This is a genomic window from Aminobacter sp. BE322 (assembly GCF_050433525.1).
In the GTDB taxonomy this organism is placed as follows: Bacteria; Pseudomonadota; Alphaproteobacteria; order Rhizobiales; family Rhizobiaceae; genus Aminobacter.
In genome coordinates this window covers 1-16190 of the sequence record NZ_JBNPXB010000008.1, presented here as the reverse complement: position 1 = coordinate 16190, position 16190 = coordinate 1, and the positions used below count along the sequence as shown (strand labels likewise).

Here is a 16190-nt window from a genome sequence, read left to right as displayed (position 1 = left end):
GGGACAAAATTGGCTGGCCCCGGCGGCTATGGACAACAGCCCTAATATGGACATCGGCCGAGGCTTATAAAATCCGCCACGCTCGCAATGAGCGATGCCCCGACGACAGGGCTTTTCCAAGCTACTAAAAGTAAAGCGTTTCGGAGGTTAGGCGCTCATGATCCGGCAGTCGCGTATCGCGCCGTTCATCATGCTCAACGAAAGTCTCGGGGTGTCGGACCTGTCCGGCAGTCCGCTGGCGATCAACGGCATGAAGGTGCTCACCTGCGCTGCCGAGGATGGCGGTATCAATCTCACCAAGTCCGGCGCGTTCTACCGGAAATTCGTTACGTGGGCTGCGGAGGACTTCCAATGGCCGGGGTACGAGGCCGAAGAACTCTACGCCCTGAACAAGGTGCTGAACGAGCAGGATTTCATGCCACTCGCCATCATGCACGAGCTTCTGGTCGGCTCTCGCCTGCTGCGGCACTACAAGGGCAAGGCGGTGCCGACGAAGGCGGGAAAGGCAATGATCGGCGACCACGGCGCGTTACAGGCCGAACTGTTCGACACCTACTTCCTTGCTCTCGACCATGGAGCCTATGAGCGGTTCCCCATCGACCATGACGACCCCGACTTTGTGCATTTCCTCGGGGTGATCCAGAACCGACTTGACGATTGGGTGCCGCTAACGGAACTGGCGGGCTGGTGCCTGCCCCTCGACCTCATCACCAACTATCGGTTCAGCCCGGTGGAGGATGCCTGCTACTATCTTCTGTCGCGCCTCGTGCGCCCGCTGACGTGGCTGGGCATGATCGAACGTCATCCCGGCGCGGAGAGATACTGCGGCTTTCATGAACTGCAATACCGCAAGACGCCGCTCTATGACCGTTTCCTGCACTTCAACTTCACAAAGGTGATGAGCGGGACGATCCACTGAACGCCGCGACAGCACCGCTTTTCCCGGCGTTTATAGCTCCCGTTAATTGAGATTATCCCGGTTGACGGCCTGCTCGTAGAACTCCAACAATAAAGGGTGGAGCGATCATGTCCCGATACTACGAGCAGATGCAGCACGGGAACAACGAGGCGAGGCACCTGTTGCAGGAGCGGCTTGCTCGTGAGGAAATGGGCGGCGAAGCCTACGACAAGATGGTCTCGAACCATGATGATCGCGCCTTCAAGGTTTTCGGCGTCGTGTTCATAGCCTTCTTTGCCGTTGCGGTTCTCGTCGTGGCGTGGCTGGGCTACTGAACCAATCACACAACCGGGCGATGCGGAGAGGAACTGATGTCGGCAGGATGGGTGAACCTGATAGTGCTGGTCGCGGTCGTGCTGATCGTCGCAAGCGCCGCCACGATCTTCTATGTCGCGGCAACCCGGCGAGGCGGACGCAAGAAGCCCGGACTGGCCAAGCCGTCGAAAGCCCACTACCGGCAGGTCAATCCCAAGACGGGAGACCTGTTCCGGTAGGCCGTCAGACTTACGCGCAGTGCCTTCACAGAACTCTCGCCGCCGCGCTGTCGGTGAACAGGTTGACGGTGCGCAGGTAGGGCGCAAGGCCCGCCTCACTGCGGTGGCCCGTGACTTCACGTATCTTGTGGCTGGTCGCGCCCGCCATTGCTGCCGAGGTCGCGAACCCGCTGCGCAACGAGTGTGCCGAGAACCCGCTTGGATCGTATCCGGCGGCGCTGACACGGGCCTTGAGTACATCGGTTACGACCTCGCCGGTCACGCGCTCGGGGAGAATGTTGCCGTGTTTGTCCATGCTGGGGAAGATCGCGCCAGTTTCGATGCCCGCAACCTCCAGCCAGCGTTTCAGCGAGGCGATGGGGCAATGGCGCGTGCGCCCGAACGGCACCGCGATTTCTCGACCACGGGCCTCTTGATCGGTCTTGGACCGCCGCACCGTGACCAGAGCGCCTTGGCCGGTGAACGCGATGTCCTCGACATCCAGCGCCACCAATTCACTACGTCTCATGGCGCAGGCCCAGCCCAGCAACAGCATGGCGCGGTCCCGGTGGTCCTTCGTTCGGTCGCCAAGCAGGTCGAGGACTGCGAACAGATCGGCGCGGAGCAGAGCCTGTGCCTGTCGCTGCTTGACCCCGAGGGTGCGGCGAACACCACGTAGAGTAGCACGGACCAGTTCGGCCTTGGTCGGATCGTCCACCGCGAGGGCGCGATGGGCTTTGCTGATCGACGCCAGCCGCCGCTGCAAGGTCGCCACGGCGTAGGTCTCCGCACCTTCGGCCAGATACGACGCCACGGTTTCCGGGGTCGCCGGGAGCCGCCTGCCTGTCCCCTCGAAATGGGCAATGTCGAGACGCATCGCTCGTTTACTCGCCTCGGACAATGAAGCCGTCACAAGGCGCTGGACATCGGCAGGCAGGACGGTCGGCGTCATGTTGCTGGCAGGGACCACGGTCCCGGCGTCGTGGCGGCGCTCAACGAACATTTGCACGCTCCTCATCAATCGTAGGCAGGTCGCCGCGAACCGTATCGAGCCATTCGGCAGGGTCAGTCAGCTTCATGCGATGGTGTCCCGCGTCCGCCAGCCACTTGAGCGTCATGGCGCATGGCCACTCGACCCGCCGCCTGACAAGCCCGCCCTCAACTCGGAAGATCGCACCTGCCAGAACCGCCATACGGCGTTCGGCAGGAACATGGCGGCGCAACCAGCGCCCGGTCGTTGTATTCCGTTTCAGGAACCGGGAGAGTGCCGACTTCCCTTCCCACGAGAACGCATCGTAAACGTAGGTCGGCAGGCCGCTCTTGTGTCCGATCACGACTTTCGGGAACTCGTCGTCTTGAGCAGGAAGGACGCCAGACGGCAGAGCACCGGACAGCAAGGGCAACAACACCGGCAACGCCTCCCGCGTCCGGCGAAAGCCCCGTTCGGCCAGCGCTACTATCTCGTGGTCGATCCCCGCTTCACGCATCGCGTCGAAGGTAGCGGCGGCATTCCCGGTCCTGCCCGAAATCTGTCCTGTCCACCTGACGCCGGATGCGTGTAACGCGGCCAGAGAGGCCCCCAACGCTGCGCCGCGCTCCCGGATGCGGGAAAGGTGCTCCGAGAGGTCAACGCCCGTCAGTGAGGCCCGTAGCTCCTCAAGCTCATGGTGCTGGGCGACGGTCCACAATAGATCATCGGTTGCCCTGCACTTCGGGGAGATAGCCATCTGCTCGACCAGCAACGATGCCACGGCCCACTCACCACCGAACTCTTCGCGTAACGACTTGCTTGTCGCCGCCGCCATAACGAGACGGATCGTATCGACCGATGCCAGACCGACATCCTCGAACGCGATCCCCGTGAGCCTGCGCCAGAGCTTCGCCGGATCGGATTTCAACAGGGTCGCGGCGGCACGCAAGGCCAGATCGACATCACCACGCCGTATCGACTTCTGCATGGCTGACATGGCAACGAACGGTGACGTGAGCAGAGGCTCGACGGTTGGAACCTTTCTGTCGGCGAACAGAGGCTTGAGGGCGGGGTCGATGGTGAAAAGGTCGTACATGGCGAAACTCCCGAGAACTGGGAGGGCCGGAACCTCGACCCCGCTGCCAACGTGGGCGGCAAGGCTGGTGCATGCGAACTTAAACGACCGTGTGCCGGAGCTTCCCGACCTGATGGTTAACCATCGCTACGGCAGGCAACATCACGACCTCGCTCGCCGTGGTCGATCTGGTCAGTCGTGCCGCGCACATGCGTAATGCATAAACTTTCCAGCAAGCTCGGGTTGGCTGTGAAATTGATTTCATACACGGCGGGTAGGTTCGTCATGCTACTGCCGAGCATTGTCTCGGGCTACGCCGATGTCTCTGTGAACGTGCCTGTCTTTCTAGGCTAGGGACACGCTACTGAGGGTCAACTCTAACCCACGCCTACCCGTTGGTCATCCGGGGCTTGGGGATTTTCTCGTACCGTCAAAGCTCGTTTCGTCGGTGTTGTCGTTTTCGGTGCCTACCTGTCTCCGCTACACCCCCGCGACCTGCATGAAACCTAGGGGCTACAGGGTGAGGAAGGCGGGAAGGAACGAAGTGACTGACCGGGTAGCGAAGCGACCTCTTGGAAGGAGCGATAGCGAGTGATCGGGAACACGAAAACCCGAAGGGGGTTTCGTCTTCTCCCGTTACTCTTAAATCCAATTCAAAATAAGTTTATAATTATCTACTGTATATGAGCCGGACGCCGTTTAGAAATTTCATTGAGAAATCAGTCCATTGCACCCCGAAAAATCGCAAAAAAACAGCCGGACACTTTTTATTTCTAAACGGGGTCGATTTCATCTGGCCTAGATGGCTTCCATAAGGCGCTTGTAGCGGTAGCTCCCGAACTCTGCGAAGGGCTGCTTGACGTGATTTTTGGTCAGCGGGATGGGCTTGGTCAACTTCTCCCATATGAGTTTTTTCATTTCCGGGGTGAGGCCGGTTAGCTCGTGATGAATGACCTGCCTGTATAGAGCTAAGTTCTCGTCATCAATCTGTTTGTGCCTCGCACTAAGGCCACGCGGCTTCTTACCCGACTTCGGCTTGGTCACCTTTGCAGGGGCGTATTTGTCCCGGACCTGATCCCAGTACCCCGGCTCGAACAGGATACGCGAAAACTCGGTGGTCGGCTTCAACCAGATGCGCCTTCCTCTCGGGAAATCCTTCCGCGTCTGTTCGATCAGGCCCAGCGCGATCAAGTCTTCCTTGATGCGGCGGAAGGTCCGTTCGTTGACGCGGCGGGACGCCTTGGACTTCATCTTGGGGTCATTCACCTGTGGCTGTAGCCAACCGTCCGCGTCCCGCGCTCCCCAGCGTTCCCAGCGGCCTAGTTCCGGGTTCCACAAGCCGTTCGTGGATTGGTGGTGCTGGAAATCTATGTCGCGAAGGAGGTCCGCGGCATAGTATCCCTTATGCGTGGTCTTGTCGGGTGTTCTTATCGCCCTGCCGATGGCAAGCAGTATCTTGCGGCCCCCTTTAACCCGAGGGACTTTTTCGTCAGCTATAACGCTCTTGGGGAGGATCGCGGCCCCGTTCTCAAAGACCTTCACCGCATGGGCGGCTGTAGACGTGATTTGCCAAGGGGCAAGCGAAGGGTCCGGTTCAAGATGATCGGAAATCACCTTGTCCGCCGCGCCCTTGGCGACGGCCATGGAAGCCTTCAAATCATTCCGCTGTTCGGGCGGCAGTATCTTTTTCAGATGCGTCATGGCCGTTCCCCCACGAAGCAGGGGAACAGGCGTAGAACATTCTCCCCCGATTTTCCCCTGATTTGCTGGGGAAAGCTGGGGAAAGTTCCGGTTTTGGACCTTGGGGAAAGGGGAGAGGGCGTCCCCTTGGAAAGCGATTTTCTCAATTTTTCCAAGGGGAAAATGGTGCTGCCAGCGAGGATTGAACTCGCGACCTCTCCCTTACCAACACAGATGTCGGGATTTTGTAGGTCGTTGTCTGGCAACGTTTTTCCAGCTTTTGCGCTGGTTTGAGCTGGATCAATGTAGGTCGTTGTAGGTCAATGTCCGGCATTTTCGATGCGCACTATGAGCACAAGTGCGCAGCGGGAGTGCTCAAGATTGGAGTTTCGCGCCCCGGTCAAAAAGCCGATATTCGGCCTCATCGACCTCCGCGACGTAGCCAGCATTGATGTCTTTCTGGCACTCGTAGCGGAACACCCGGCGGTCTAGTGTTGCGGCCGGAGAGACGCCTGCAAGAATTTCGCGGACGTAGTTTTCATCGTAACGAGAGCGCTTCATTCTGCTGCCTCCAGCGTTCCAGAGATTGAGTTGACCGCGGCCTGAAGCCGGCCGGGACAATGCTTGGCGTAGACCTTCTCGACCATAGCGAGCGTGTTGCCGAGGATCCCGGCGATATCGTAGAGCGGCACGCCGCGGCGCGCCATCTGCGTCGCCGCCGTGTGGCGCAGGGTGTGCGGCGAGATGCCGGTTGACTTGATGCGCTCTCCAGTCCCGCGCGGCAGCTTCGGCGCCAGCCCGGCCTTGACGACGATCGCCTGAATGGTGGCCCACACCTCGCCGTCGTGGTCCAGCACCAGATCGCCGGCACGCTCCTTGTGCATGGCCTCCAGCACCGGACGCAGCGCCCGCGAGATCGGCACCGAAGGCCGGCGCTTTTTCGTCTGCTTCTTGCCGGGCACGGCGTAGTGAATGACGTTCGTCTCGAAGTCGACGCGGCCCCACGTCAGGTCAAGGATGGCCTGCTTGCGAGCGGCCGTCTCCAACGCCAGCCACAGGAAGCGCTCCCCGCGCGTCATGCGCTCGGCGCCAGGGTGCAAAGCCTTCGCCGCAGCGAGCATTGCCTTGATCTCGGCCGTTGTCAGCCAGCGGTCGCGAGGGTCGGCCTCTTCCGGCAGTTTGAAGATCGGCAGGTCCGTGTGCTCGAGCAGCTTCCTGCGGCCTCGCTCGGGCGCTGCGTGCCAGTTGAGACAGGCCCGGAGTGCGGCGAGCTCCTTGCGGACGGTCGACGACTTTGCGGGCCGTCCGATCCGGCCTTCCCCGCGGGCGTCGCCATAGTCCTCCGCCGTCGTCTGGTCGATCTCGCCGGGCGTCAGCGCGCCGAAGTGCGGCTTCAGGTTCGCCCAGGCGTATTCGATGCTCGCCGGCGCCGCAGTTTCCTTCTGGACGTGCTTGACGTCGTAGACGTGCCACAGCTCGGCGATCGTCAGCCCGACGCGGCCTTCTTGCGAGACCTGGCCTTTGTGCCCGCCGAGCGCGAGCCATTGGCCGAAACGTGTCTCTGCAACAGCAAGGTCTTTAGTGCCCATGCTCTTGCGTCGGCTACGTCGATTTTCGCTCCAGAAGGCGTAGAAGGTGCCGTTTTCGGCTGGTCGGAGTTCTGGCGTCGGCATTTCACGCTCTCCAGGTATGCACGCAGATCGGTTTCGTCGATCTTGATCGGCCGTCCGGGGATGTAGGTCAGCTTTCCGGACAATCGGAGCCGCTTAACGGTGCTCGCCGAGCACCGCAAGCGTTCAGCTACCTCTGCTTCGGTCAAGAGCATTGTCGGCCTGCAGCAGCTTCATGATCTCCAGCGCAGTCGCCGTTGTGACAAGACGGTTAACGCGGAGCCAAGCGACGTCCGGCGCGTTCGGGCTCACCTTCATCTCGATAGCCGGGATGTCGGCGTCGATCGCGCTTTCCACATGATTTGGGAGGATTTCTTCCGGCTCCACACCAAGAGCGGCCGACAGTTTTTGTAGGCTGAGCGGCGTCGGAAGCGATTTGCCGCGGACGTACACGGAAATGCTGTCGCGCGGCAGTTCGGACTGGCGGGCCAGTTCACTCTGGTTCCAGCCTTTCGCCAGCATCAGCGCGTAGAGACGCTTGCCAAACTCCTGTTTTACTAAGCTTTTCGGCGCAAGGCCTTGGCCGGACATAATGTCCTCAACAATGTGAGTACGCACCTCTCTAGGCATTTAGAACACTCCGGTTGCGAGTCGATACTGTATCTCGGTTGTATATCGCAATTTGCAGACACGCAAGACATTTTGTCCGACACGCCGCTTGACTGTCCGTTTTGTCTGTCGTATAGTTAACATACATCAGACATGCAGTTTGGCGATTTCGACTTTCGGCCAACTGGACAAAGAGGGTTATTTTCCTATCATGTTCGACACGGTCGGGTTTCTCAGGCAGCACTTTCAGGACGTGGATGCGCTTCTCGCTACCCTCTCTTCGTTCGGGCTGCCCGCGCCAAATCGCGAAACTGCAAGGAAATGGTTCACCAGGGCGTCTATCCCTAGCGAGTGGTTTCCCGTGCTGGTGTGTGCAGCGGAAATCGAGAATGGCGGGCCGATCACACATTCATCCGCTGCACCTCCGGCGAGGACTACAAGCCGAAGGTCTTCGACCGGAAGCGCAATCCGGTCCTCGACAAGGCTGATTGCCCGTCCGGCTCGCGCGGCTTTGCAGTCGTCAACGCCTTCACCTGGGAAAACGAAGAAAACGGCAAGGGCATCAGCTTCGGCATCTCCATGTTCCAGGTGACGAAGAAAGCCGAGGGCGGCGAGATCCTGGGCGGCACCGGCGGACCCGACCCGGACAAGTTCTTCGAGACGATCGACGACGAGGGCGACGCGCCCGCGTCGACGAAGACCGGCAACGGGGCGGCCAGTTTGTTTGGCTGATTTGTAGGTTATTGCGACCGACAATGGCCGACATTCGGCCATTGTCTCACCCTCAAACCAAGGAGAAATGAAATGTTTTCTGCTACTGCGGTAGGCCTTGCCGGCTCTGTCCGCGCCGATGCGCCTCGCACTTCTTCCGTGGAAATGCTCGGAAACGCCGTCGTGCGGCTCGGCGAGGTGTCCAGCCAGTCAGTGTCGATAGCGATGAAACTCGCTGGGGCGTGGCCGGACAACGGGGGCGCCAGCGGCGAAGCTCGCCATTCCGACGGTGTCTTCGACAACATCGAAGGCCTCGCTCAGATCATCCATCGCATCTGCGACGACCTCGCCGAGGCGAACGCAGCCGTGACCAGGAGGCTCTGATGTCGGAGATCGGTCACAACAGCAAGAATGCCGATGACGTCGCCGAAACCAGCCAGACGATCGCCGCCGGCCAGCTACGTTCCTTCGTCGAGCGCATCGAGCGCTTGCAGGAGGAAAAGAAGTCGATCGCCGACGATATTCGCGACGTCAAAGCCGAGGCGAAGGGCGTCGGGTTCGATATTTCCGCGATCAACGAGATGCTGAAACTTCGCGCCATGGACAAGGCCGAGCGCGACGAGCGGGAAGCCATGCGCGACCTATACGGCCACGCCTTGGGGATCTTCGGATGACCCACGTAATGCTTGACCTCGAGACGTTCGGCACGTTGCCGGGCAGCGTCATCCGATCGATTGGCGCCGTGCAGTTCGACCTGCGTGGCAACACCGGAAAGACATTTTACGCCAACATCGAACCCGAGAGCTGCAAGGCGGTCGGGCTCGTAATTGACCTGAGAACCGAACAGTGGTGGTCCGAGCAGTCGAAGGCCGCTCAGCAATCCCTGCTAATCGACCAGCTACCGCTCAAGGCCGTCGCCGTTGCGTTCCGCTCCTGGTTCCATGAGATCGGCGGAGAGCAGGTTTGGGGGCAAGGCGCCAACTTCGACATCCCGCTTTGGGAGGCCGCGAGCTTGGCCGTCTCTGTTCCTCCGCCTTGGAAGTTCTGGAACGTCCGCGATACGCGGACGGTCTACGACTTGTTCGACTTCGACACGCGCGAGCTCGCCATCGAGCGCGTCAAGCACAACGCCCTCGATGACGCGCGACATCAGGTTCGGCTCGTAGCAGCCGCGCTGAGGCACGGTCGCCCGCCAACGCCAGTCGTGGAGGACGTGTTCGGATGAAGAACGGCTTCGGACAGCAAACCCTGTCCGGAGACGTCGTGAAGGTGACGGACGGCGCCGTGCTGTTCGTCACCGATGACGGCTCCGAATTTTGGGTTCCACGGTCAGTCTGCCTCGATGGGCAGGCCATCGACGAGGGCGACACGGAGATCATCGTGGCGTCCTAGTGGCTGGAGCGGGAGGGGCACGCCTAGATGCCCTCGCTCGACGAGCTCATCAGGGAGGCCGCCCGCCGGGGCGACCTCCGCTCCCTGACTCTCTGGACGACCGAGCAGGGCTACCAGGCCAGCGTCTCCGCTACCGGCGTATCGGTCTGGCGGGTGGAGATCCACGCCGATCCCGTAGAAGCGCTGCGGCGCGCTCTTGGTGCGCCCGCGGTGTCCGTTTTAGCGAACGACACTAGTATTCAAGAGGACATTTTTGGATGATTGAGGTTTTGCAAGGCGACTGCCGCAACGTACTCGAAATGATGCCGTCGGCCTCTGTTCACGCCGTAGTGACCGATCCTCCCTACGGCCTCAGCTTCATGGGGAAGAAGTGGGACTGCGACGTGCCGGGCGTGGAGGTCTGGCGCGAATGTTTGCGCGTGCTGAAGCCTGGCGGCCACCTGCTGTCCTTCTTCGGGACGCGAACCTATCACCGCGGCGCGGTTCCGATCGAGGACGCCGGCTTCGAAATCCGCGATCAGATCGGCTGGCTATACGGCTCCGGTTTTCCGAAATCGTCGAACCAGGCCGGTGAGTGGCAAGGTTGGGGTACGGCGCTAAAGCCCGCATGGGAGCCCATTGTTGTTGCGCGCAAGCCGCTAGACGGCACTGTGCCGGAAAACCTGGCGCGGCACGGCGTAGGCGCGTTGAACGTTGACGGCTGCAGAGTTCCGTTCGCGAGCGAAGCGGACGAAGCCGAGAGTAAGCTAAGGAACCGACACGCTGACTTCGGAAGCGGCCCGATGACGAACCGGGTCTTCGGGAAATTCAGCAAAGACCGCGACAACTACGATCCGACCGGGCGTTGGCCGGCGAACGTCATTCACGACGGCAGCGCCGAAACGTTAGAAGCCTTCGAAGCCTACGGAGACAGTCGTTCCGGATCCGCAGCCCGGTTCTTCTATTGCGCCAAAGCGTCACGTTCCGACCGAAACGACGGCCTTGCCGACTTTGCCAAGAAGCCGCTCCTGTGGTCTACAGGTACGCAGAACCCCGGCTCCTTCCAATCCCCTGGCACCGAGAAGGCGGCGCAGAACCCGCACCCTACCGTCAAGCCGACGGACCTCATGCGTTATCTGTGCCGATTGGTGACGCCCCCTGGCGGCACGGTGTTGGACCCCTTTGCCGGTTCCGGCAGTACCGGCCGCGGCGCCGCGCTCGAAGGGCTGAGCTTCATCGGCATTGAGCGGGAGGCTGAGTACGTCGCAATAGCGCGGGCGCGCATTGCTGCTGCGTCTGTTTTGACGAACGACAAGCCCGTACAGGAGGACATTTTCGCATGAACTGGCCGGAATACCTGATGGGCTTTGCCCGACACGCAGCGACGAAATCCAAGGACACGACGCAGGTCGGCGCCGTGCTGGTCGGCCCGGATCGCGAAGTCCGGCTGACGGCCTACAACGGACCACCTCGGGGCGTGTTCGACATGCCCGAGCGCCGGGAGCGGCCGACGAAATATCTCTTCGCCAGCCACGCCGAAGCGAACCTGGTCGCGTTCGCGGCCCGCGAGGGCATCCGCACCAAGGACTGCACGGTCTACGTCACCCACATGCCCTGCGCGGCCTGCGCGCGGACGCTGATCCAGGCCGGCATCCGCGCGGTCGCCTACGGCCCTGGCACCACGTCCATGCCTGCTGAAGAGTTCGCGGCGGCGAGCGAGATGTTCGCCGAAGCCCGCGTGACGACGTGGAGGTGCGAATGAGCCGGAAAAGAGGCATGGGGAGCCACCAGTCGGCCGATATGAAGCGCGATGAATGGCTCACCCCTCCCGCAATCCTGGCGGCGCTCGGCCCCTTTGACCTCGATCCTTGCTCCCCGATCGATAGGCCTTGGCCGACAGCGTCGCAGCATTTCACAGTTACCGATGATGGTCTGACGCGGCCGTGGCGAGGTTTCGTTTGGTGCAACCCGCCCTACGGTCGAGAAACCGGGCTGTGGATGGCAAAGCTGGCGGCGCACGGCTCCGGCCTCGCGCTGATCTTCGCCCGAACCGAAACTGAGGACTTTGTACGCGAGGTTTGGGGTAAGGCCGACGGTGTCATGTTCCTGCACGGCCGTCTCTACTTCCATGTCAACGAAGACACGCTCGTCGAGCGCAAAGGGAAGCCGTCCAAACTAATCAGGCGGGGCGAAGCGGCGGACGCGAACAGCGGCGCGCCATCCTGTCTAGTGGCCTACGGCCAAGCTGCCGTGGCCCGGCTCGAGCAAAGCGGCCTCTCGGGGACGATCGTCAAGGGCTGGCGTGGCGAGGGGATTTTCGCATGACCTCCGGCCTTGAGATCGACTTCGAAACGCGGTCGGACGTCGACCTGAAAAAGCATGGCGTCTACCGCTATATGGCCTCGCCGCACACGGAAGCCCTGCTGGCCTCCTACAAGATCGACGGCGGCCCTCGCAAACGTTGGCGCCGCGGCGAGCCGTGCCCGGCTGACATCGACGAGCACGTCGAGAGCGGCGGTATCGTCTCGGCCCACAACAACAGCTTCGAGCGGCTACTTTGGCAGATGGTGCTGACGCCCCGCTTCGGCTGGCCGGTGCTGCGGCTCGAGCAGTGCCGCTGCACCGCCGCGACCGCTGCGGCCATGTCGCTGCCGCGCGACCTGGCCGGGCTCGGCGCAGCTCTCGGCCTGTCGACACAAAAGAACAAGGAGGGTATGCGGCTCATCCGGAAGTTCTCCATCCCGCGCCGGCCGCGCAAAGGCGAGGATCCGAACGGGCTCTACTGGAACGAGCCCGAGGACCACCCGGAGGACTTCGAGCTTTTCCACGACTACTGCGACGACGACGTCGAGGCGGAAGCCGAGGCCGACCGCCGCATGGTGCCGCTTTCCGACACCGAGCAGGCCGTCTGGCTGCTGACGGAGCGCATCAACCAGCGCGGCATCCGTATCGACCGCAAATCGGCCCGCGCTGCGCTCGCGATGGCCGAGAAGGCGAAGCGCGGGCTCGACCGCGAAATGCGGCTCGCCACCGACGGATATGTGCCCTCGACGACGCAGCCCGGCAAGCTGGTCGAATGGGTTCAGCGCCAGGGCATCGAACTGTCGTCGGCGGCGAAGGCCGAGATCACCGACCTGCTCGAGGCCGACGACCTGCCGGCAAAGGTCCGCAAGGCGCTCGAGATACGTGCGGAGGCCGCTAAGACGTCCGTGTCGAAGCTGAACGCCATGCTCGACCGTGCCAGCGCCGACGGCCGCGTGCGTGGCGGCTTCATATACCACCAGGCCGGCACAGGCCGCACGCAGAGCGTCGGCGTCAACTGGACTAATCTACCGCGTCCGCGCAAGGTCTATGACGACGAGAAGCCGCGCACGGACGTGCTGTTCCAGGCGTTCCGTACCGAAGAGCCGGGCATTCTGCCGCTGTTCTACGGCGACGAGCTCGGCCGTCCGCTGCACCTGATTTCCGACGCGATCCGCGGCTTCATTTGGGCCGCGCCCGGCCATGAGCTGGTGCAGGCCGACTTCTCCAACATCGAAGGTAACACCGTCGCGTGGACGGCCAACGAGCGCTGGAAGCTCAAGGCGATCCACGAACTCAACGCCGACCCGTCACTGCCGGACATGTATCGACGGACGGCCGCTTCGATCCTTGGGCTGACCACCGACGAGGTCACAAAGAAGCATTGGGCGCGACAGGCCGTCGGCAAGCCGGCCGAGCTTGGCCTGTCTTATGGTGGCGGCGTGATGGCGTTCGTCACCTTTGCGCGCGGCTATGGCGTGAAGCTGGACGGCATCGCCGCCGGCGTCATCGAGCGGGCCAGCGAAGAGCGGCTGGAGAAGGCCACGAAGCGCTACGAGGGGCAGATGAAGCGCGGCCTGTCCGGCACGAAGGACTTGTCGCGCGAGGCGTGGATTGCCTGCGAGATCATCAAGCTCGGCTGGCGCGCGCAGAACGCGGCGATCGCGCAGTCGTGGAAGGACGTCGAGGCCGCGGTGCGCGACGCGGTCGCCTCGCCCGGCACGGTCACGTCGGCGGCCAAGGTGTCGTACATCGCCGCCCGCGGCTTCCTGTGGGCTCGCCTGCCCTCCGGCCGCTGCCTGGCTTATGGCTCCCCGAAGCTGAAGGCGCAGGTTTGGGCCAAGATCAAGCTGCCGGACGGTGATTGGTCCGACAGCGAGGTCATGGACCGCGAAACGGCCGAGCGGCTGGAAGTGAAGGGCGAGGTCAAGATCGAAGGCAACACCTCCGACAAGGTGACGGCGCTCGGCGTCAACAGCGTCACCCGGAAGTGGGATCGTTCGGCCCTCTATGGCGGCCTGCTGGTCGAGAACAACACCCAAGCCATTGCCCGCGACCTGCTCGTCAACGGCATGTGGAAGTCCGAAGGGGCCGGCTATCCGATCATCGCGACCGTCTATGACGAAATCATCACCGAGGTGCCGCGCGATTTCGGCTCGGTCGAAGCGTTCGAAAAGCTGATCTGCGAGCTACCGGCGTGGGCATCAGGCCTACCCCTCACGGCCGGTGGCTGGCGCGGCAAGCGCTACCGTAAGGACTGACGCGAAACCCCGGCTCATCACCGGGGCTTCGTTCTATTCCACGATACCGAGCTTGGCCTTGACCAGGTCGTTGACCGCCTGAGGGTTGGCCTTGCCGCCGGTGGCCTTCATCACCTGGCCGACGAACCAGCCGGCCATGGTCGGCTTGGCGCGCGCCTGCTCGGCCTTGTCGGGATTGGCGGCGATGACGTCGTCGACGGCCTTCTCGATGGCGCCGGTGTCCGTCACCTGCTTCATGCCGCGGCTCTCGACCAGTTCCTTCGGGTCGCCGCCCTCGTTCCAGACGATCTCGAACAGGTCCTTGGCGATCTTGCCGGAGATCGTGCCTTCCTTGATGAGGTCGATGATGGCGCCGAGCTGGTCGGGCGACACCGGAGCTTCCTCGATGTCCTTACCGGCCTTGTTGAGCGCGCCGAGCAGGTCGTTGATGACCCAGTTCGCAGCGAGCTTGCCGTCGCGCCCGGTAGCCACCTTCTCGAAATAGTCGGCGATCGACTTTTCCGACACCAGGATCGAGGCGTCGTAGACCGACAGGCCGAGCGCCTTGACCAGGCGGTCCTTCTTGTCGTCGGGCAGCTCGACGAGATCCTTGGCGAGCGCGTCGACATAGGCCTGGTTGAATTCGAGCGGCAGAAGGTCCGGATCGGGGAAATAGCGGTAGTCGTGCGCCTCTTCCTTGGAGCGCATCGAGCGCGTCTCGCCCTTGTTGGGGTCGAACAGGCGGGTCTCCTGGTCGATCTTGCCGCCGTCCTCGAGGATGGCGATCTGGCGCCGCGCCTCGTATTCGATGGCCTGGCCGACGAAGCGGATCGAGTTGACGTTCTTGATCTCGCAGCGCGTGCCGAACTCGCCGCCGGGGCGGCGCACCGAGACGTTGACGTCGGCGCGCATCGAGCCCTCGTCCATGTTGCCGTCGCAGGTGCCGAGATAGCGCACGATGGTGCGCAGCTTGGTGACGTAGGCCTTGGCCTCGTCGGCCGAGCGCATGTCGGGCTTGGAGACGATCTCCATCAGCGCCACGCCCGAACGGTTGAGGTCGACATAGGACATGGTCGGATGCTGGTCGTGGATCGACTTGCCCGCGTCCTGCTCGAGATGCAGGCGCTCGATGCCGATGTCGATGTCCTCGAACTCGCCCTTGCGGTCGGGGCCGACCGAAATGGTGATCGTGCCCTCGCCGACGATCGGCTGCTTGAACTGCGAGATCTGGTAGCCCTGCGGCAGGTCGGGATAGAAGTAGTTCTTGCGGTCGAAGACCGATTTCAGGTTGATCTGCGCCTTCAGCCCGAGGCCGGTGCGGATCGCCTGGCGCACGCATTCCTCGTTGATGACGGGCAGCATGCCGGGCATCGCCGCGTCGACGAGGCTGACATTGGCGTTGGGCTCGGCGCCGAACGCCGTCGAGGCGCCCGAAAACAGCTTCGCCTCCGAAGTCACCCGGGCATGAACCTCGAGGCCGATGATGACTTCCCAGTCGCCGGTGGCGCCGGGGATCAGTCGCTTGGGATCGGGCGTGCGGGTGTCGATGATGGTCATGGTGATCCGAAAATCGCGTGTTTACGGTTTCGCTAGATCAATCGTTGCCGTGATGCAACCTGTCACGCTCGGAATTGCTACGGGCGCCCTGCTAAGCCGGGTCGTTTGAGCGCGGCGGCGTTGAAAGCCGCGGCCCCGCAGATATCAGTCTTCGACCTTTTCGAGCCTGCCGTTCTTGGCGCTATACCAAGTATCGGGCTCTATACCGTCGGCCCCTACAATACCGCAGGCGACTGAAAGGATGGGATAACCATCGCCGCCCCATTCGCCACGCTCGACGGCAAACAATGCGTTTCCTTTCGCGCCTCGCACCCGGCCGTTGCGGCCCGAGGCGGTCGCCGCGCCCTGATAGCCCGAGGCGGTCGCCGCGCCCTGATCGCCCGAGGCGGTCGCCGCGCCCCGAGTGCCCGAGGCGGTCGCCGCGCCCCGAGTGCCCGAGGCGGTCGCCGCGCCCCGAGTGCCCGAGGCGGTCGCCGCGCCCCGAGTGCCCGAGGCGGTCGCCGCGCCCCGAGTGCCCGAGGCGGTCGCCGCGCCCCGAGTGCCCGAGGCGGTCGCCGCGCCCCGAGTGCCCGAGGCGGTCGCCGCGCCCCGAGTGCCCGAGGCGGTCGCCGCGCCCCGAGTGCCCGAGGCGGTCG

20 protein-coding genes and 2 pseudogenes are annotated in these 16190 nt (G+C 62.7%); 13 read left to right on the top strand and 9 right to left on the bottom strand.

All coding sequences use genetic code 11. The annotated features are described in order from the left end of the window. Positions 1 to 157 precede the first annotated feature (157 nt). From J2X50_RS13370 to J2X50_RS13360, 3 genes are all read left to right on the top strand, one after another. On the top strand, positions 158 to 919 hold the full coding sequence (locus J2X50_RS13370; protein ID WP_429095618.1) for a hypothetical protein: 762 nt from the start codon (positions 158 to 160) through the stop codon (positions 917 to 919). Positions 920 to 1026: 107 nt separating this feature from the next. After that, entirely contained in the window at positions 1027 to 1233 is a 207-nt protein-coding gene (locus tag J2X50_RS13365; protein ID WP_429095615.1) for a hypothetical protein, read from the top strand. Positions 1234 to 1269: 36 nt separating this feature from the next. Beyond that, the gene (locus J2X50_RS13360; protein WP_429095613.1) at positions 1270 to 1452 is read left to right on the top strand and encodes a hypothetical protein; all 183 of its coding nucleotides are present in this window, start codon (positions 1270 to 1272) and stop codon (positions 1450 to 1452) included. A 25-nt stretch (positions 1453 to 1477) separates the two neighbouring features. On the opposite strand, the gene J2X50_RS13355 is transcribed toward J2X50_RS13360, so the two are convergent. The 7 genes and pseudogenes from J2X50_RS13355 to J2X50_RS13325 form a co-directional block, all read right to left on the bottom strand. Beyond that, positions 1478 to 2434: a site-specific integrase gene (locus J2X50_RS13355; RefSeq protein ID WP_429095610.1), complete on the bottom strand. Its 957-nt coding sequence runs from the start codon at positions 2432 to 2434 to the stop codon at positions 1478 to 1480. After that, entirely contained in the window at positions 2424 to 3497 is a 1074-nt protein-coding gene (locus tag J2X50_RS13350) for a hypothetical protein (RefSeq protein WP_429095608.1), read from the bottom strand. Before J2X50_RS13350 ends, J2X50_RS13355 begins: the two co-directional genes overlap by 11 nt. Before the next feature lie 777 nt (positions 3498 to 4274). After that, positions 4275 to 5177, bottom strand: a complete 903-nt coding sequence (locus J2X50_RS13345) for a hypothetical protein (protein ID WP_429095606.1) — start codon at positions 5175 to 5177, stop codon at positions 4275 to 4277. A 354-nt stretch (positions 5178 to 5531) separates the two neighbouring features. Continuing rightward, a complete protein-coding gene (locus J2X50_RS13340) occupies positions 5532 to 5717 on the bottom strand; it encodes a hypothetical protein (RefSeq protein ID WP_429095605.1) in 186 nt (61 codons plus the stop codon). Beyond that, positions 5714 to 6829, bottom strand: coding sequence for a tyrosine-type recombinase/integrase (locus J2X50_RS13335; RefSeq protein WP_429095603.1), 1116 nt, complete (start codon positions 6827 to 6829; stop codon positions 5714 to 5716). The genes J2X50_RS13340 and J2X50_RS13335 overlap by 4 nt, the downstream gene beginning before the upstream one ends. Positions 6830 to 6894: 65 nt before the next feature. Then, positions 6895 to 6981: pseudogene (locus J2X50_RS13330) on the bottom strand (helix-turn-helix domain-containing protein); the annotation flags it as partial. Further along, the gene (locus tag J2X50_RS13325) at positions 6953 to 7396 is read right to left on the bottom strand and encodes a helix-turn-helix domain-containing protein (RefSeq protein ID WP_429095601.1); all 444 of its coding nucleotides are present in this window, start codon (positions 7394 to 7396) and stop codon (positions 6953 to 6955) included. The gene J2X50_RS13325 and the pseudogene J2X50_RS13330, both read right to left, overlap by 29 nt. A 348-nt stretch (positions 7397 to 7744) precedes the next feature. On the opposite strand from J2X50_RS13325, the gene J2X50_RS13320 reads away from it, so the two are divergent. The 10 genes from J2X50_RS13320 (at position 7745) to J2X50_RS13275 (ending at position 14019) form a co-directional block, all read left to right on the top strand. Continuing rightward, the gene (locus tag J2X50_RS13320) at positions 7745 to 8107 is read left to right on the top strand and encodes an ssDNA-binding protein (RefSeq protein WP_429095599.1); all 363 of its coding nucleotides are present in this window, start codon (positions 7745 to 7747) and stop codon (positions 8105 to 8107) included. A 72-nt stretch (positions 8108 to 8179) separates the two neighbouring features. Further along, the gene (locus J2X50_RS13315; protein ID WP_429095596.1) at positions 8180 to 8470 is read left to right on the top strand and encodes a hypothetical protein; all 291 of its coding nucleotides are present in this window, start codon (positions 8180 to 8182) and stop codon (positions 8468 to 8470) included. After that, positions 8470 to 8760, top strand: a complete 291-nt coding sequence (locus J2X50_RS13310; protein ID WP_429095593.1) for a DUF2312 domain-containing protein — start codon at positions 8470 to 8472, stop codon at positions 8758 to 8760. Before J2X50_RS13315 ends, J2X50_RS13310 begins: the two co-directional genes overlap by 1 nt. Continuing rightward, positions 8757 to 9311, top strand: a complete 555-nt coding sequence (locus J2X50_RS13305) for a 3'-5' exonuclease (RefSeq protein WP_429095590.1) — start codon at positions 8757 to 8759, stop codon at positions 9309 to 9311. The genes J2X50_RS13310 and J2X50_RS13305 overlap by 4 nt, the downstream gene beginning before the upstream one ends. Beyond that, positions 9308 to 9478: a hypothetical protein gene (locus tag J2X50_RS13300; protein WP_429095588.1), complete on the top strand. Its 171-nt coding sequence runs from the start codon at positions 9308 to 9310 to the stop codon at positions 9476 to 9478. The genes J2X50_RS13305 and J2X50_RS13300 overlap by 4 nt, the downstream gene beginning before the upstream one ends. A gap of 27 nt (positions 9479 to 9505) precedes the next feature. Then, positions 9506 to 9739, top strand: coding sequence for a hypothetical protein (locus tag J2X50_RS13295; protein WP_429095586.1), 234 nt, complete (start codon positions 9506 to 9508; stop codon positions 9737 to 9739). Continuing rightward, complete coding sequence (locus tag J2X50_RS13290; RefSeq protein ID WP_429095583.1) at positions 9736 to 10800, top strand: DNA-methyltransferase; 1065 nt, start codon at positions 9736 to 9738, stop codon at positions 10798 to 10800. Before J2X50_RS13295 ends, J2X50_RS13290 begins: the two co-directional genes overlap by 4 nt. Then, on the top strand, positions 10797 to 11219 hold the full coding sequence (locus J2X50_RS13285) for a deoxycytidylate deaminase (RefSeq protein ID WP_429095581.1): 423 nt from the start codon (positions 10797 to 10799) through the stop codon (positions 11217 to 11219). The genes J2X50_RS13290 and J2X50_RS13285 overlap by 4 nt, the downstream gene beginning before the upstream one ends. Then, positions 11216 to 11782 (top strand): DNA N-6-adenine-methyltransferase, encoded by a 567-nt coding sequence (locus J2X50_RS13280; protein ID WP_429095579.1) that lies wholly within the window; start codon positions 11216 to 11218, stop codon positions 11780 to 11782. The genes J2X50_RS13285 and J2X50_RS13280 overlap by 4 nt, the downstream gene beginning before the upstream one ends. Continuing rightward, positions 11779 to 14019 (top strand): hypothetical protein, encoded by a 2241-nt coding sequence (locus J2X50_RS13275; protein ID WP_429095578.1) that lies wholly within the window; start codon positions 11779 to 11781, stop codon positions 14017 to 14019. The genes J2X50_RS13280 and J2X50_RS13275 overlap by 4 nt, the downstream gene beginning before the upstream one ends. Before the next feature lie 33 nt (positions 14020 to 14052). Here the strand turns inward: J2X50_RS13275 and gatB are convergent, their stop codons facing one another. Both gatB and J2X50_RS13265 read right to left on the bottom strand, forming a co-directional pair. After that, positions 14053 to 15555, bottom strand: coding sequence for an Asp-tRNA(Asn)/Glu-tRNA(Gln) amidotransferase subunit GatB (gene gatB, locus J2X50_RS13270; protein WP_429095576.1), 1503 nt, complete (start codon positions 15553 to 15555; stop codon positions 14053 to 14055). Between the two features lie 144 nt (positions 15556 to 15699). Then, a pseudogene (locus J2X50_RS13265) lies at positions 15700 to 16190 on the bottom strand (DUF7666 domain-containing protein); the annotation flags it as partial.

Bases quoted from the DNA above. Each gene is read 5' to 3' on its own strand.
- J2X50_RS13345 (WP_429095606.1), bottom strand. From the start codon at position 5,177: ATGACGCATCTGAAAAAGATACTGCCGCCCGAACAGCGGAATGATTTG.
- J2X50_RS13310 (WP_429095593.1), top strand. From the start codon at position 8,470: ATGTCGGAGATCGGTCACAACAGCAAGAATGCCGATGACGTCGCCGAA.
- J2X50_RS13295 (WP_429095586.1), top strand. From the start codon at position 9,506: ATGCCCTCGCTCGACGAGCTCATCAGGGAGGCCGCCCGCCGGGGCGAC.
- gatB (WP_429095576.1), bottom strand. From the start codon at position 15,555: ATGACCATCATCGACACCCGCACGCCCGATCCCAAGCGACTGATCCCC.
- J2X50_RS13315 (WP_429095596.1), top strand. From the start codon at position 8,180: ATGTTTTCTGCTACTGCGGTAGGCCTTGCCGGCTCTGTCCGCGCCGAT.
- J2X50_RS13290 (WP_429095583.1), top strand. From the start codon at position 9,736: ATGATTGAGGTTTTGCAAGGCGACTGCCGCAACGTACTCGAAATGATG.
- J2X50_RS13305 (WP_429095590.1), top strand. From the start codon at position 8,757: ATGACCCACGTAATGCTTGACCTCGAGACGTTCGGCACGTTGCCGGGC.
- J2X50_RS13340 (WP_429095605.1), bottom strand. From the start codon at position 5,717: ATGAAGCGCTCTCGTTACGATGAAAACTACGTCCGCGAAATTCTTGCA.
- J2X50_RS13280 (WP_429095579.1), top strand. From the start codon at position 11,216: ATGAGCCGGAAAAGAGGCATGGGGAGCCACCAGTCGGCCGATATGAAG.
- J2X50_RS13325 (WP_429095601.1), bottom strand. From the start codon at position 7,396: ATGCCTAGAGAGGTGCGTACTCACATTGTTGAGGACATTATGTCCGGC.
- J2X50_RS13335 (WP_429095603.1), bottom strand. From the start codon at position 6,829: ATGCCGACGCCAGAACTCCGACCAGCCGAAAACGGCACCTTCTACGCC.
- J2X50_RS13300 (WP_429095588.1), top strand. From the start codon at position 9,308: ATGAAGAACGGCTTCGGACAGCAAACCCTGTCCGGAGACGTCGTGAAG.
- J2X50_RS13350 (WP_429095608.1), bottom strand. From the start codon at position 3,497: ATGTACGACCTTTTCACCATCGACCCCGCCCTCAAGCCTCTGTTCGCC.
- J2X50_RS13275 (WP_429095578.1), top strand. From the start codon at position 11,779: ATGACCTCCGGCCTTGAGATCGACTTCGAAACGCGGTCGGACGTCGAC.
- J2X50_RS13365 (WP_429095615.1), top strand. From the start codon at position 1,027: ATGTCCCGATACTACGAGCAGATGCAGCACGGGAACAACGAGGCGAGG.
- J2X50_RS13360 (WP_429095613.1), top strand. From the start codon at position 1,270: ATGTCGGCAGGATGGGTGAACCTGATAGTGCTGGTCGCGGTCGTGCTG.
- J2X50_RS13355 (WP_429095610.1), bottom strand. From the start codon at position 2,434: ATGTTCGTTGAGCGCCGCCACGACGCCGGGACCGTGGTCCCTGCCAGC.
- J2X50_RS13370 (WP_429095618.1), top strand. From the start codon at position 158: ATGATCCGGCAGTCGCGTATCGCGCCGTTCATCATGCTCAACGAAAGT.
- J2X50_RS13285 (WP_429095581.1), top strand. From the start codon at position 10,797: ATGAACTGGCCGGAATACCTGATGGGCTTTGCCCGACACGCAGCGACG.